Genomic DNA, 14,999 nt, shown 5'->3' with positions numbered 1-14,999 from the left:
TAAACACACATGGCGGAATAGTTCACTAGCAAGTCTTACTAACAGACCAATCCTTGATTTTTATAAAACGATAGACTCATAACAAGATCCTATTACAAATCCATCAACACTGCTTTTATTATAATGTGATATTTATTATAATACAATATGGCAGGAAAATTTTAACCAAGTGAAATGTCCTGAGGGGAACCGGGAAAAGCCTTTATAAGGCAATATCGGAAGGGGTAATCAGCATGTCTAAAAAAATTCATGAATTCAATGATATCATTCGAAAACTTCGCAAAGAATTGTTCGGAAAAGGGCCTGAGAGAATTCATACTGTATTTGTAGAAAACATGGCAGTTTCAACACTATACGGAAATCTGAGTGCAAGCGAGCAGTTTATCGCCCGCACGCCTGAAGGAAGAGAGATGGTACATGCGGCCCGGACAAGCCTAATTCAAGACCTTTATTCCAAACAAACACCGGAAGGAATGGAGGAACTCATGGGAGCTAAGCTAGTCCATTTGTTTTCTGATATTAAAATTGAGGAAAACATCGCTGTATCTGTATTTGTTTTTGACCGAAAAATAGATGAGCAAAAAGAAGTTCTGCAAAACTAGTATATTTGTCGTTGACACAAATTTGTCACATTTGATATGATGTTGCTACAGTTATAGAAGGCTAAAGCAATGGAATGTATGCACGAACTGTATATATTCTCTTTCAATATCTTCATACTGCTTGATATTGTTGTATGGGTATGCATACAAGTTAGGCAGCATTCAAACGCCTGGTTTGACACAGGTTATTTGAGTGCTGCCTTTTTTATTGCCTTTCTTGCATAACTGTGAGAAAAGAAGAAGTAATGGAGGCGTTTAATTATGGCTTTTCGAAAACCGGATGAAATAGCGGAAGCAGCAATTGAAGCAGGGATGAAAAAAATAAAGCTCCCGCTGCCGTCACTGCTTGTGCTGGGGTTTTTAGGCGGTGCATTTATTGCGCTTGGGTATTTGCTTGATATCAGGGTAATCGGCGATCTTCCGAAAGAATGGGGGAGCCTGTCCAGTTTGATTGGTGCAGCAGTATTTCCAGTCGGCCTGATCCTTGTCGTTCTCGCTGGCGCTGAACTGATCACAGGCAATATGATGTCAGTTGCGATGGCGTTATTTTCGAGAAAAATATCAGTAAAAGAGTTAGCGATTAACTGGGGAATCGTCACAATTATGAACTTAATCGGCGCATTGTTTGTTGCGTACTTTTTCGGGCATTTGGTTGGATTGACTGAAACAGGTCCTTATTTAGAAAAAACGATTGCCGTTGCCCAAGGAAAGCTTGATATGAGCTTTGGCAAGGTTCTCATTTCCGCCATCGGCTGTAACTGGCTTGTATGTCTTGCGGTGTGGCTTTCTTTCGGCGCCCAAGACGCAGCAGGAAAAATCCTTGGCATCTGGTTCCCAATCATGGCTTTTGTGGCTATCGGATTTCAGCACGTTGTCGCCAACATGTTTGTGATTCCTGCTGCCATTTTTGCAGGCTCATTCACGTGGGGGCAGTTCATCGGAAACATCATTCCGGCTTTTATCGGCAATGTCATCGGCGGAGCTGTATTTGTCGGTCTCATTTATTTTATTGCATATCATAAGAAAGACCGCTCCAGAAAAGAAATGAAGCAGGTGTCATGACCAACGGGCAAATCCATTCGATGATTTGCACAATTTCCGTCCATTTTTAGAAAAAGACGTTTACAAAATGGAATTTGGTGGATATACTTACAAAGTAAGAAAAAAGCAAAGGAGGCTGAACCAAAATGACAATGAGACAACGACGTCAACCTGTACGTGATACACATGTAAAAGTTCATAGTTTATTCAGCCTGTGGAAGAGTTCGTGTCCTTCCTTAACCGATGCTTATCGCACGCATTAAATTCGGAATAGTCGGACATACGCAACTCCCCGCAGGCAGTAGAGGCATTGGTGTCTTCTTTTGTCTGCGGTTTTTATTTGCCCGCGGCAGAAGGGGTGTGCCGCGGGTTATTTCGCTTGATGCGGACTTTGAAAGGGGGTGAGCGATATGACGATTAACCTATTCTTTTTAACGTTAACGATAAAAAAAAGGTTTAAAAGCCTGGAAGAATTCGAACGAGAACAGCAGATTGAGCAGATTTATGATGAAATGAAAGAGTCTCAGTTAAAGCATCTTTATTTAACAAACTGGCGCTAAAAGCAACGAAAAAAACTGAAGGGGGAATGGCATATGCTTAGAATGGAATTATTGATGCATTATACAATGGAGAAGGACCAAGTTTAGCGATACGACTGTCAAGAAAATGCCTGCCTGCATACAATAAATCAACGTTACTGTGAGGCAGGTGATGGCATGATGAACGACTATCAAAAAAGGCTGCCGTCGATTGGCCATGGTTATGCGTCCATGCCGCATTCCTTCAAACATGGTTATGGAAATCCATTCCGACAGCAGAGGCTGATGGCAATGCAGCAGCAAAGGCTGTTTGCATTCCCTTATCATTGGCATTAGAAAGAGGGCAGAAAACATTTTGTTTTCTGCTTTTTTTGCGGAAAAAAATGAAAAAGTTTAGTTCTATTGAAACATTTTTCAATACATTGCCGTCTAGTTGGTACCTTCCTTCACTTTTAGAATGAAGATGATGTTTATTTTTTGAATATAATAAATAAACATAGGAAACCAAAAGCAGGTGTTTAAAATGCTAGAAAATAGACTCTATAAACGATCGGATTTTTGGAAATTATTTTCTCGGAAATATAAGCTAACCAAAACAATTGAGCATATGATGATTGACTCTATAGATATACAAGAAAATGACAGAATTTTAGAAATTGGAATCGGAAACGGCACTGTCTTTAAAAGCATAACCAAGAAACTAAAAAAGGGTAGCCTAAAAAGCATTGATCCTTCAAAACGAAAGGTAAGACAGATATCACGTGCGAATCGAAAGAACATGGGGAACGGGGAGGTTTTTCATGGCTATCCAGAGGACATTCCCTTTGATGACCGTACTTTTAATAAAGTCTTTTCTTTACATACGGTTCAAAGCTGCACCAATATTAGGCTTGCATTAAGAGAAATTTACAGGGTGCTTCAAATTGACGGCCGGTTTTATATCAGTATTGACACAAATACCGGTGAAAAAGAGAAAACGTATATTCAACTGCTGCAAGATCAGCATTTTAGGGATATTTCTGTTATCAGGCGTGATTCCTGTCTATGTATTGTGGCTGTTAAATAAAAAATTTCTCGGGAAATATATCCAAGATCCTCGCATTAGGATTTGGGTATATTTTCTTAATTTTTTATTTTTTGCATATACTTTATATTAAAAAAAGTTTTTTTCATATAAACTTATAACAGAAGAAAGAACAAAGAGGTGATATCAGACAGGGCAGACATTCTTTGTGAACAAAAGGAATGAATATTCATTCCGTAAACGAATCGGAGGTTGTCAGATTACATGATATCCGCATCCAGCAGTAAATACGACATGATTATGAAAGCGTCAGTCTCACTTTTTACGGAAAGGGGTTTTGACGCTACCACTATTCCTATGATAGCTGAACGTGCTCATGTAGGGACAGGAACGATCTATCGTTATTTTGACAGCAAAGAAACACTCGTTAACGTACTGTTTCAAGAAAGCATCCAGCGATTTACGGAAAAACTGAAGCAAGACGTTTCAGAATTGCCTGTCAGAGAAGGCTTTCACCACGTATTTTGCTGTCTCGTTCAGTTTACGAAAGAGAGCGACTATGCGCTTTTTTTTCTTGAAACCAAAAAAGACGCTCATTACTTAAATCATACAAGCAAAAAAATGATAGAAAATCTGACTCAAATGCTTGATGACTATTTTAATAAGGGAAAAGCGGAAGGCGTGATTCGCAGCCTGCCCTCTAATGTGTTAATTGCGATTGTATTAGGGGCGTTTCTCAAGATATATCAGCTCGTTCAAACAGGTGATATAGAGATGGACACTGATTTAATTACTGAATTGGAACAATGCTGCTGGGACGCCATTAAGCTTCATTCATCACAAAAATAGGAAAGGGAGATGTTAATGAAACAGGCAAGCGCAATACCTCAGCCCAAAACATACGGACCTTTAAAAAATCTTCCGCATCTGGAAAAAGAACAGCTTTCTCAATCCTTATGGCGGATATCTGATGAATTGGGACCGATTTTCCGTTTTGATTTTCCGGGAGTATCCAGTGTTTTTGTCTCGGGCCACAATCTTGTGGCTGAAGTGTGTGATGAAAAACGCTTTGACAAGAACCTTGGCAAAGGCTTGCAAAAGGTGCGTGAGTTCGGGGGAGATGGCTTATTTACAAGCTGGACGCACGAACCGAACTGGCAAAAAGCCCACCGCATTTTGCTGCCGAGTTTTAGTCAAAAAGCGATGAAAGGCTATCATTCTATGATGCTGGATATCGCAACCCAGCTGATTCAAAAGTGGAGCCGGTTAAACCCTAATGAAGAAATTGATGTAGCGGACGATATGACACGTCTGACGCTTGATACGATTGGGTTATGCGGGTTTAACTATCGATTCAACAGCTTTTACCGTGATTCACAGCATCCGTTTATCACCAGTATGCTCCGTGCCTTAAAAGAGGCGATGAATCAATCGAAAAGACTGGGCCTGCAAGATAAAATGATGGTGAAAACGAAGCTGCAGTTCCAAAAGGATATAGAAGTCATGAACTCCCTGGTTGATAGAATGATAGCGGAGCGAAAGGCGAATCCGGATGAAAACATTAAGGATCTCTTGTCTCTCATGCTTTATGCCAAAGATCCAGTAACTGGTGAAACGCTGGATGACGAAAACATTCGATACCAAATCATCACATTTTTAATTGCTGGACATGAGACAACAAGCGGGTTGCTATCCTTTGCGATTTATTGTCTGCTTACACATCCGGAAAAACTGAAAAAAGCTCAGGAGGAAGCGGATCGCGTGTTAACGGATGACACGCCTGAATATAAACAAATCCAGCAGCTCAAATACATTCGGATGGTTTTAAATGAAACCCTCAGACTGTATCCAACAGCTCCGGCTTTTTCTCTATATGCGAAGGAGGATACTGTTCTAGGCGGGGAATATCCGATCAGCAAAGGGCAGCCAGTCACTGTTTTAATTCCAAAACTGCACCGGGATCAAAACGCTTGGGGACCGGATGCGGAAGATTTCCGTCCGGAACGGTTTGAGGATCCTTCAAGTATCCCTCACCATGCGTATAAGCCGTTTGGAAACGGACAGCGCGCTTGTATTGGCATGCAGTTTGCTCTTCAAGAAGCGACAATGGTTCTCGGTCTTGTATTAAAGCATTTTGAATTGATAAACCATACTGGCTACGAACTAAAAATCAAAGAAGCATTAACGATCAAGCCGGATGATTTTAAAATTACTGTGAAACCGCGAAAAACAGCGGCAATCAATGTACAGAGAAAAGAACAGGCAGACATCAAAGCAGAAACAAAGCCAAAAGAAACCAAACCTAAACACGGCACACCTTTACTTGTTCTTTTTGGTTCAAATCTTGGGACAGCTGAGGGAATAGCCGGTGAACTGGCTGCTCAAGGCCGCCAGATGGGCTTTACAGCTGAAACGGCTCCGCTTGATGATTATATCGGCAAGCTCCCTGAAGAAGGGGCAGTCGTCATTGTAACGGCTTCTTATAATGGGGCGCCGCCTGATAATGCTGCCGGATTTGTAGAGTGGCTGAAAGAGCTTGAGGAAGGCCAATTGAAAGGTGTTTCCTATGCGGTATTCGGCTGCGGAAACCGGAGCTGGGCCAGCACGTATCAGCGGATTCCCCGCCTGATTGATGACATGATGAAAGCAAAGGGGGCATCGCGTTTAACAGCGATTGGGGAAGGTGACGCCGCCGATGATTTTGAAAGCCACCGCGAGTCTTGGGAAAACCGCTTCTGGAAGGAAACGATGGACGCATTTGATATTAACGAAATAGCCCAGAAAGAAGACAGGCCTTCATTATCGATTACTTTTCTCAGTGAAGCGACGGAAACGCCGGTTGCTAAAGCATATGGCGCGTTTGAAGGGATTGTGTTAGAGAATCGAGAACTCCAGACAGCTGCCAGCACGCGTTCAACCCGCCATATTGAATTGGAAATTCCGGCTGGTAAAACATATAAAGAAGGCGATCATATCGGAATCCTGCCAAAGAACAGCAGGGAGCTTGTTCAGCGGGTTCTCAGCCGATTCGGTTTGCAGTCCAATCATGTGATAAAAGTAAGCGGAAGCGCTCATATGGCTCATCTGCCGATGGATCGGCCAATCAAAGTAGTGGATTTATTGTCGTCCTATGTAGAGCTGCAGGAACCGGCATCAAGGCTTCAGCTTCGGGAGCTGGCCTCTTATACAGTTTGTCCGCCGCATCAAAAAGAGCTGGAACAGCTCGTTTCAGATGATGGCATTTACAAAGAGCAGGTACTTGCAAAACGTCTTACCATGCTTGATTTTTTAGAGGATTATCCTGCCTGCGAAATGCCGTTTGAACGGTTTTTAGCACTTTTGCCATCACTAAAACCGAGATACTATTCCATTTCAAGCTCACCGAAAGTTCATGCAAATATCGTGAGCATGACGGTAGGAGTTGTGAAAGCCTCAGCATGGAGCGGCCGAGGTGAATACCGGGGTGTCGCCTCTAATTATTTAGCAGAGTTGAATACAGGTGATGCAGCAGCTTGCTTCATTCGTACGCCGCAGTCCGGATTCCAGATGCCGGATGAGCCTGAAACGCCTATGATTATGGTCGGGCCGGGCACAGGAATTGCGCCATTCAGGGGCTTTATTCAGGCAAGATCGGTTTTGAAGAAGGAAGGAAGCACCCTTGGTGAAGCACTTTTATACTTCGGCTGCCGCCGCCCGGACCATGACGACCTTTACAGAGAAGAGCTGGATCAAGCGGAACAGGACGGTTTGGTCACAATCCGCCGATGCTACTCGCGCGTCGAAAACGAATCAAAAGAATATGTCCAGCACTTGCTCAAGCAAGATACGCAGAAATTGATGACACTCATTGAAAAAGGGGCTTATATTTACGTATGCGGTGATGGATCGCAAATGGCTCCTGATGTAGAGAAAACTTTGCGATTGGCGTATGAAGCTGAAAAAGGAGCAAGCCAGGAAGAATCAGCTGAATGGCTGCAAAAGCTGCAAGACCAAAAACGTTATGTAAAAGACGTTTGGACAGGAATGTAAAATATAAAATCCCGCCAATCTGATTGGCGGGATTGCTTTGCATATGAGAAAACCGGCACGATAATGAAATCTACTGAAAAGGATGTTATAGGGAGTATCGCGCCGGCCTTATTATTCATATCGGCATGCAGAGGCAAAAGTTTAGTTCTTTTTACCTTATTTTTAAAAATAAATAGTCTAAAAGTCTTGTTTTTGATTTTCAACTCAGGCTTTTGGCATTTAGTTCTTTCTTATTCCTTAAGATCAGTCATCTGTTGAAGATTGATGCTTGAATTGCCGTTCCACATGTTTACGGTAATGAAGGTCATGAATCAGCCGAATGGTCGGCCTGATTAACAGCAGCAAGCTTCCGACCGCAAACAACCATATCCCTGCCGACATTAACCGGTCATAGAAAAAGAAAAAACTTCCAACGAGAAACATAGCACCGATGATAAAATCGTTTACTGTATAAAGAACCTTATATCGTTTTTTGAAAAAAAGCTCATATCGTTTCAACTCTTTTTGGATGTCATGTTCTTCATTTCCTTTCATTATCATCCCTCCATTCAATTTTGGCTTACCCTTACGTAAACGGCATGTAAACATAAGGGCTGCCTTGCTGAAAGGAGACATAATCAACGATCAGAAACTAAAGTGAAAAAGTAATCCGCATAGGATCTCTTTTTTACGATTTCATCGCCTGAACAATAAGAGCAGTCAAAGCTTTTGCCCCTTTAGGAACCAAGTGAACACCATCAGGGGTAAAATATTCCGGATGCTGAAGAGCTTCTGTATGCCAGTCAACTAACGTAACATGTTGATGTGCGCTTGCCTGGCGCTGTAAAGACTCATTAACCTTGCTTTCCCATTGGCGGGGAACCCGTGTATTGACAAGATAGATATGAGCTTTTGAGAAAGATTGAAGCAGTTGTTCGATTTGGCTGTTTGTAAAGTAGCCATTGGTTCCAAGCTCAATGATAACAGCCTTGTTCGGCTGATTAAAAGACTTGTATTCCCTTGTGAGTTCCAAAGCTTGAGACATTTGTCTCCCCACCTTTCCATCAATCGTCACATTTGAAAATGACTGACGCAGGTGTGAAGAAATATCAAGCATGACGGAATCTCCTATAGCTAAAACTTCTTTCGCAGTGTCTGCTGGTTTTTTCTGCTGTTGGGATTGCGTGTCTTTCTTTTTATGAGTCTCTTGCCCACTATCTTTGTTTTCCTTTTGACCCTGATTGGAATCTGTTGTCTTTTGTTCAGGATTGTGTTTTTTATCTGCTGCAGCGTTCTTTTTATCCCCAGAAGCCTGGCTGGTGTCAGCATTTGTTTCTTGTGAGCTATAGGTCCATTTGGTAGGGTGCTTTTGCTCGCCGGCTAGCCTTGACAGCCCGCCTGCAAAAATAAGTATAGCGAAAATAATGAAACCAATTGACATTTTGCTGATGACAGATGTCGTTTTCCATTCCTTGATTCTATGTATAAAAACACGGCGGGAAAATGACCTAAATCCCTGTGTCCGTATCGGCTTCTCAATAAAATGGTAGGAGAGCTCGGCAAGTATACATGTCACAATGACCTTTAGCACGATATGCCAAAAAACAGGGTTTCCGATTTCTTGAACTGGCGTGCTTAACACAATAACAGGGTAGTGCCAAAGATAAATTCCGTAAGACCTCGTTCCAAGCCACCGAAGCGGCCTCCATGAAAGCAGATTGCCTAAAAAGCTGCTCGGATGGCAAACACATGCAATAAGGATTGCGGCAGTCACGCTAATGAATAGCATTCCGCCTCTGTAAAGAAAAGGCTCGTATTCATCTGTGAAATAGACACACAACACTAATATACAAAATGCCGAAAATTCAGTGGCGTGCAAAGTGTGCTTCAGTTTGCTTGGCAGCCTGTTGGAAGACAGCCTTTTCATCGGCCATACCAAAGCCAAGGCACATCCGATGAGAAGTTCAAACGAACGAGTGTCTGTGCCATAGTAAACGCGGCTCGGATCTCCGCCAGGTTCATACAGTACGCTCATCATCACGGCTGAACAAAGCGCAAGCAATGATATCACCGCAGCCAATCTGGCGCGGCTTTTCATTATGTACATTCCAACAACTAAGAACATCGGCCATATGATATAAAATTGTTCTTCAATCGCCAGCGACCAAAGGTTTTTTAGAGGAGATGGGGAACCGAAACTATCAAAATATGATAGCTTGTGAAAAATAAACCACCAATTGCTCATATAAAAGAGAGAAGAGATCGCACCTCCACGTACAGTGTGTAATAGTTCTCGATCAAACAATACGACCCACACAACAGTGGAAAAGATCATAAGGTAAGCCGCTGGCATAAGCCGCCGAATGCGGCGCACCCAAAAATCCCGAAAATCAAGATTGATATCATTTCCATATGCCGGTAATAGAATAGATGTAATCAAATATCCGGATAAAACAAAAAAGATATCAACTCCGATAAAACCACCGTTAGCCCAATTGAAACTCAGGTGATAAGCGATAACTGACAGGACGGCGAAAGCCCGAAGGCCATCAAGTCCAGGAATGTATCGATGATGCTGTGTCTTGTGATACATGGGTATTCCTCCAATAGTATGCAAATATTCTCGTTGTTTTTGATAGCGGGATTACGACCTCGAATAGAGAAGAGAGAAAACATCCATAATCTTAGATGGATGTTTTTATTTTATCGAATATAACGTTCTCCCACGAGCAAGTTTGAAATGACGCCGGTTGGAATTGTAAACTCTGTAACGCCCATATAGCCGGGGGCGACTTCATATTCGTCAAATGAGATCACAAGTTTATGGTCTTCAGTAATGTAAAACGTCTGATCAGGAAGAATCGTTTTGAACGGTTCTGCATCTTCGTCAGTGAGCCAATATATTTTATTTGGATCTTCCTTCATTTTCTGTTTCATTTGCTCTCTAATATTTTGACTGATGACTTTAATATACCGCTCATCTTTGAATAAGCTTTTTAATGTAAGTAAAATATCATTCTTTTTGTCAATTGTAATATAACGGCTTTGTGTGTAGGAAGATGCTTGTGTTGTTTCAATATTGCGCCGGATAGAGAGTAAATCTGGCGTGTCTGTGACCGTCTCGTAATCACTGTAGATGCTGAGATGCCCTTTTTTGTTTTTGGATGTGGACTGTATAAACTCTTTATACAGCTGCTGGCTTTCTTTCAAGTATTTTTGGTTAATGCTGTTTTCCAGCTCTTTATTAGAAAGCCCGGACAAAGCAGGTGTTTTGACATCAATGCTTGATTGGTCTTTTTCCTCTTTGATTTCAATAAAGGTGATCGCTTTGACGATTTTGCCGATGACAGGGACCTTGGACATAGCCTGAGCGGCGTCCGGGTTGATATTAACAAGCGCAGTGAATAAAATAGCTGCAGCGATTGCTGCTGATGTCGGCCACATGACGATTCTTTTCTTTTTTGGTTCTTGCTGAAGGGCTTTTTCAACAATGATATCCAATTCTTTAGGAATCTGAACATTTTTATATTCTTCTCTTAATTGCTGTAATCTCTTATCCATTAAGAAAGATCCTCCTTCGTCAACTGAATGCGCATCAGCTTCAATGCTCTGTATAGGCGCGTTTTGACGGTATTCGTGTTTTCTCCTGTAATTTCCGCAATTTCTTCTAATTTGAGGTCTTCAAAAAAACGTAAAATAATAATGGTTTTATAGCGGTACGGCAATTCGTCAAGCGCTTCATGGAGATCAGTATCCTTGTAATGGTCTTCCTTTCCTTTGCTTAAAAATTCTATCGTTTCGTCGTCCATCACTCTTATCTTTTTTTGTTTGCGCAAAAAGTCAATGGCTGTCCGTACTAAAATTTTATAAAACCAGCTTTTTATCGTCTCAAGGTTCCTGACCGTTTCAACTGAGCTCAGCGCTTTTTTTATAGATTCCTGAACAATATCTAATGCGTCATCTTGATTTTTCACATAACTGAAAGCCAACCTGTAGAAATCTTGCTTATGGTCAGTTATGCATGTGACAAGCAACGCTTTTGTTGTTTGTTTTTTCTTCATTGCAATAAAGGGCTCCTTTTTGAATATACGTATATCGTAGGCTGTTACCTAGGATAGACGCGGCAGGCTGAAAAATAGTTTGCGCAGAATCACATTTTTTTAAAAGAGAGAAGTAAATCAGCATAGGGGGTTTATGCATAAAAAAACAAGGCTTGTTTTGTACAAGCCTTGTTTTTGGGGTAAGAGATCCAAACATTATTCCAAATAATGTTTTTTGAAATCTGAATGGATAGAAAATTTACGGCGCAACTGGATGAGATTTTTCCCGAAGCTCTCTTCTAAAAGCTCTCTATGCTTTTTCAGAATTTCCATGAGGTACAGATCATGAATGATCACTTCAGTAATAGGCATGACTAACCCTACATGCATCGTCCATGCAGCACGGCTGTCGTTGCCAAGTGAGACAATGCCCGCTACGACTTCTGAATCATCTCCGCTATAGACAAGCCACCGTCCGTCATACTCTTCTGTAATTTCACTGCTCATATCATGAAGATAAACATTGGCAAAATCAGATACGATGTCTCCGTACGCAATTATGGTGACAATAACGCCTTGTTCTGCCGCCTGTTTGAGCTCTGATTCTATCTCCTCAAAATCCTCTTTCCATATTTCTAAGAGGATTCTTTTTTTGGCAGATAAAATACAAGCCTTCACCTTTTCAAGAATTTCACTGCGGCCGGTGATATTCCAGATGTTTTCCCGGTCATTAGCAGTCTGCTCGAACTTTTCAAAATATTTCTCAGCCTGATCAAAATGCTCTTCCGCTTTGAGCCGGCGGTTTTTAATCAGTTCTTTTGCGGGGACTGGAACATACTGAGGCGTATTTCCATGACTGACAAAAACATCTCCCCTTATGACAAGGCTTTCCAATACTTCATAAATTTTAGAACGGGGAACTCCGGATTTTTTGGCAACGGCATAGCCTGTTAAAGGTGATTCTTGCAATAATGCCAAATACGCTTTCGATTCATATTCTGTAAAATTGAGGTTTTTTAAAATGTCTAACATATTTTCTTTCATATATCCTCCAATATAAAGAGCAATCGCTGCCTTAGTAATCGCTATTTTAACAAACCATATTGATTTATTCCAAACACATTGATACACTTTTTATAAGTAGTTACTTTTGTAGTCACTATATGATTAAGGGGATTTTTTAAAGGGGGAGAGAACAATGCACAGCTTACTCGCATACATACCGATCGCTGCCATGATGGTTATCATACCGGGGGCAGATACGATGCTTGTGATGAAAAATACGCTTAGGTATGGCCCGAAAGCCGGCCGTTATAACATTCTCGGATTGGCAACAGGACTTTCCTTTTGGACGGTGATTGCCATTTTAGGATTATCAGTGGTGATCGCAAAGTCAGTGATTCTTTTCACAACGATCAAATATTTGGGAGCGGCATACTTAATTTATTTAGGTGTAAAAAGCTTTTTTGCTAAAAGTATGTTTTCGTTAGATGACATGCAATCCCAAGCAAAAAATATGGCAAGTTCTCCGAAACGTTATTATAAAACTTCCTTTATGCAAGGATCACTCAGTAACATTCTCAATCCTAAAACTGTTTTGGTGTATGTTACAATCATGCCCCAATTTATCAATTTGAACGGAAATATAAACCAGCAGCTCATCATTTTAGCTTCAATCCTAACCTTATTAGCGGTGTTGTGGTTCCTGTTTCTTGTTTATATTATTGATTACGCAAAAAAATGGATGAAAAACTCGAAGTTCCAAAAAGTGTTTCAAAAAATTACCGGAATAATATTAGTAGGTTTCGGCATCAAAACTGGTTTGAGTTAACACTTAAATGAAGTGAATGAAATTTGAAACCAAAGTTTAATTTAGTGTTTGACACATATAAAAAGACAAGGGAGTGAGTATCCCTTGTCTTTTTTTTATTTCACCTTATGTCCTCTGCGGGTTTTGCACCTTATACAAAATAATCAATAAAACAAACCAGACCGGGGTGACAAACAAAGCAATACGTGTATCATTCGCCAGTGCCAATATGACAAGAATGAACGCGAGAAATGCAAGTGTTAAATAGTTGGATAATGGGTAAAAAGGCATTTTAAATTTGTTTGCTTTCGCTTCATGCTGCCTTGTTTTTCGATATTTCAAATGGCAAATCACCGTGATGCCCCAAATAAAAATGAAGCATATTGTAGAAACACTTGTAATCAGTGTGAAGACTTGCTCGGGCATTAAATAATTCAGACTAACGCCAATCAGAATGGCGATGGATGAAAAGAACAGCGCATTGCTTGGCACGTTAGAATAAGTTAATTTCTTTAATAGTCCAGGTGCGTGATGATCCTTTGCAAGTGAATAGACCATTCGGCTTGTGCTGAATAAAGCGCTATTTGCAGCTGAGGCGGCTGATGTTAATACAACAAAATTGATCAAACTGGCAGCCACAACGATGCCTACTGCAGAGAAGACCTGAACAAATGGGCTTTCGTTTGGGTTCAACACATTCCAAGGATAGATACACATAATCACGAAAAGTGCGCCAACATAAAAAAGTAAAATCCGGACAGGGATTTGATTGATGGCTTTAGGGATCACTTTTTGGGGATTTTCTGTTTCACCTGCTGTCAGTCCAACAAGTTCAATACCCACGAAAGCGAAGACGACCATTTGGAACGATAGGATAAACCCATGCCATCCATTTGGGAACATGCCGCCGTGGCTCCAAAGGTTGGTGAGGCTGGCAGGGCCGGAAGCTGCGGAAAAACCTTTCGCAATCAGGAAAATACCAGTTACGATCAGAGCCAGTATGGCAATAACTTTGATCAATGCAAACCAAAATTCTAATTCTCCGAAAAGTTTAACGGTGGCAAGGTTCATGATCAGCAGGATAATAAGCGCAAGAAGACCCGGCAGCCATTGAGGCACATCGGGAAGCCAATATTGCGTATAAATGCCGACCGCCGTTAAATCAGCCATCGCGAGGGAAATCCAACAGAACCAGTAGGTCCACCCAGTGATAAATGCTGCCATGTTTCCTAAATAGTCCCTTACAAAATCAACAAAAGAGTGGTATCCCGCATTTGATAAGAGCAGTTCTCCGAGCGAACGCATAATGAAAAAGCAAAATACGCCGGTGATCAAGTAAGCAAATAAAATGGATGGTCCTGCAAAATGGATGGATTTACCTGAACCTAAAAATAAACCTGTACCGATTGCACCTCCAATCGCCATTAATTGTATATGCCTGTTTTTAAGGCCTCTAGACAATTTCTGTTGCTGGCCAAAATTGTCTTTGCTAGAATTGCCTATCAATTTTATTTTCCTCCAGTAATAAAAAGATGAGTAAAGTTTTATCGGATATTATAACATTTAAAAGAATAGATACTTTTATTTTTAAATTTTAAAACTATTTTAAGTGCTGTTACATGTCTTGTGGCTCTATTTTCACTCGTGATTCTACCTGAATAGCAGAGTAAAACAGGAAAGTCATTTGGACAATCTGACAGGCTAGTTTTAATCGGTAACGATTTGTATAATTGCATACCCACTATGTTTGAGGCCTACAGGGGGGATCAAATCGAGAGAATCGGAGATAAAGTTTTTAAGCTTACAGATTCCTTAACTTTGCAAAAATGACGAAGTTTTGCAAATTGTAATACTGTGGCGGTCACATAGAGTGTTCGTCTTTTTAGTTGTGAACGAACTTAAGGGGTTATATTTGGGTAATTTGTCATGATCTAT

The 14,999-nt window shown here is 41.0% G+C and carries 13 protein-coding genes and 2 pseudogenes; 8 read left to right on the top strand and 7 right to left on the bottom strand.

What is annotated here, in order from left to right; all coding sequences use genetic code 11:
* Positions 1-233: 233 nt before the first annotated feature.
* The 7 genes from NSQ16_RS13735 (at position 234) to cypB (ending at position 7,235) form a co-directional block, all read left to right on the top strand.
* Positions 234-602 (top strand): DUF2294 domain-containing protein, encoded by a 369-nt coding sequence (locus NSQ16_RS13735; protein WP_230488292.1) that lies wholly within the window; start codon positions 234-236, stop codon positions 600-602.
* 261 nt (positions 603-863) lie between these two features.
* Positions 864-1,664, top strand: a complete 801-nt coding sequence (locus NSQ16_RS13730) for a formate/nitrite transporter family protein (RefSeq protein WP_003229815.1) — start codon at positions 864-866, stop codon at positions 1,662-1,664.
* Between the two features lie 389 nt (positions 1,665-2,053).
* Positions 2,054-2,203 (top strand): YrzI family small protein, encoded by a 150-nt coding sequence (locus NSQ16_RS13725; RefSeq protein WP_004399102.1) that lies wholly within the window; start codon positions 2,054-2,056, stop codon positions 2,201-2,203.
* A gap of 156 nt (positions 2,204-2,359) precedes the next feature.
* Positions 2,360-2,518, top strand: coding sequence for a hypothetical protein (locus NSQ16_RS13720; protein ID WP_014477487.1), 159 nt, complete (start codon positions 2,360-2,362; stop codon positions 2,516-2,518).
* Between the two features lie 187 nt (positions 2,519-2,705).
* Positions 2,706-3,248: a class I SAM-dependent methyltransferase gene (locus tag NSQ16_RS13715; RefSeq protein ID WP_230488291.1), complete on the top strand. Its 543-nt coding sequence runs from the start codon at positions 2,706-2,708 to the stop codon at positions 3,246-3,248.
* 222 nt (positions 3,249-3,470) lie between these two features.
* Positions 3,471-4,055: a transcriptional regulator FatR gene (gene fatR, locus NSQ16_RS13710; protein WP_009967878.1), complete on the top strand. Its 585-nt coding sequence runs from the start codon at positions 3,471-3,473 to the stop codon at positions 4,053-4,055.
* Positions 4,056-4,070: 15 nt separating this feature from the next.
* Complete coding sequence (cypB, locus tag NSQ16_RS13705) at positions 4,071-7,235, top strand: bifunctional cytochrome P450/NADPH--P450 reductase CypB (RefSeq protein WP_230488290.1); 3,165 nt, start codon at positions 4,071-4,073, stop codon at positions 7,233-7,235.
* Between the two features lie 243 nt (positions 7,236-7,478).
* Here the strand turns inward: cypB and NSQ16_RS13700 are convergent, their stop codons facing one another.
* The 5 genes from NSQ16_RS13700 to NSQ16_RS13680 form a co-directional block, all read right to left on the bottom strand.
* Complete coding sequence (locus NSQ16_RS13700) at positions 7,479-7,769, bottom strand: YrhK family protein (RefSeq protein ID WP_069703838.1); 291 nt, start codon at positions 7,767-7,769, stop codon at positions 7,479-7,481.
* A gap of 133 nt (positions 7,770-7,902) precedes the next feature.
* A complete protein-coding gene (gene oatA / locus NSQ16_RS13695) occupies positions 7,903-9,807 on the bottom strand; it encodes a peptidoglycan O-acetyltransferase OatA (RefSeq protein ID WP_230488289.1) in 1,905 nt (634 codons plus the stop codon).
* 110 nt (positions 9,808-9,917) lie between these two features.
* The gene (rsiV, locus tag NSQ16_RS13690; RefSeq protein ID WP_230488288.1) at positions 9,918-10,775 is read right to left on the bottom strand and encodes an anti-sigma-V factor RsiV; all 858 of its coding nucleotides are present in this window, start codon (positions 10,773-10,775) and stop codon (positions 9,918-9,920) included.
* Positions 10,775-11,275, bottom strand: a complete 501-nt coding sequence (gene sigV / locus NSQ16_RS13685; protein WP_230488287.1) for an RNA polymerase sigma factor SigV — start codon at positions 11,273-11,275, stop codon at positions 10,775-10,777. Before sigV ends, rsiV begins: the two co-directional genes overlap by 1 nt.
* 195 nt (positions 11,276-11,470) lie before the next feature.
* Entirely contained in the window at positions 11,471-12,298 is an 828-nt protein-coding gene (locus NSQ16_RS13680; RefSeq protein WP_227057789.1) for a TrmB family transcriptional regulator, read from the bottom strand.
* Positions 12,299-12,452: 154 nt separating this feature from the next.
* Between NSQ16_RS13680 and NSQ16_RS13675 the strand changes: the two genes are divergently transcribed.
* Positions 12,453-13,085, top strand: coding sequence for a LysE family transporter (locus NSQ16_RS13675; protein WP_003229828.1), 633 nt, complete (start codon positions 12,453-12,455; stop codon positions 13,083-13,085).
* Positions 13,086-13,180: 95 nt separating this feature from the next.
* Here the strand turns inward: NSQ16_RS13675 and NSQ16_RS13670 are convergent.
* Together NSQ16_RS13670 and NSQ16_RS13665 are read right to left on the bottom strand one after the other, a co-directional pair.
* Positions 13,181-14,570: pseudogene (locus NSQ16_RS13670) on the bottom strand (amino acid permease).
* 38 nt (positions 14,571-14,608) lie between these two features.
* Positions 14,609-14,748, bottom strand: a pseudogene (locus NSQ16_RS13665) (hypothetical protein).
* Positions 14,749-14,999: the final 251 nt, after the last annotated feature.

Source organism: Bacillus sp. PS108, assembly GCF_037963335.1.
Taxonomy (GTDB): domain Bacteria; phylum Bacillota; class Bacilli; order Bacillales; family Bacillaceae; genus Bacillus; species Bacillus subtilis.
Note: the sequence above shows the minus strand (reverse complement) of the source record. Positions and strands in the feature narration are given on the sequence as shown.